This is a genomic window from Melioribacter sp. Ez-97 (assembly GCF_051488665.1).
Classification (GTDB): Bacteria; Bacteroidota; Ignavibacteria; order Ignavibacteriales; family Melioribacteraceae; genus Melioribacter.
Genome location: NZ_JBPSEG010000042.1, coordinates 1 through 636, shown reverse-complemented (window position 1 = coordinate 636; position 636 = coordinate 1). Strand labels below are relative to the sequence as shown.

Genomic DNA, 636 nt, shown 5'->3' with positions numbered 1-636 from the left:
GGTAGAGGTTCCACGATTTTATGACAAAGAAGAGAGACGTACAGAAGAATCATCCTATTACAAGTTACTCCACGAGATAGCGAAACCCAGTGAAATAATACTGAAGAAAATAATAAAAGGTCTGAGTCAGAGGGATTACGAGGAAGTAACCAGAAGCGTATTAGAGAGTTTCGGAATAAGTCAGTCGAGTATAAGTCGGGCATTTATAGAGGAGAGCAAAAAGCTGTTAGAGGAATTTGAACAGAGGGATTTGGGAGAGCATGATTTTATAGCATTGGTAATAGATGGTAAATATCTGAGTCATGAAAATATAGTAATCGCTTTAGGAATAACGATGAGCGGAGTCAAAGCGCCATTAGGATTTATACAAACGACGAGTGAGAATAGCGAGGCAATCAAAGGGCTGTTAAAAAATTTAATAGGCAGGAACTTCCGGTTTGAGGAAGGATTGTTGACCATTATAGACGGTTCAAAGGGGTTAAAGAAGGCAGTCAAAGAGACCTTTGGTAAATTTACGTTAACGCAACGCTGCCAGTGGCATAAAAGGGAAAATGTAGTCAGTTACTTAAGAGAAGAAGAAAAGGAAATATATAGAGGTAAAATCCAGAGAGCATATAACGAGCCTGATTATGAGAC

1 protein-coding gene is annotated in these 636 nt (G+C 38.8%); it reads left to right on the top strand.

What is annotated here, in order from left to right:
• Nucleotides 1-636 (top strand): transposase (locus ACSSWA_RS14960; protein ID WP_437357462.1); only part of this gene is annotated, 636 nt, incomplete at both ends.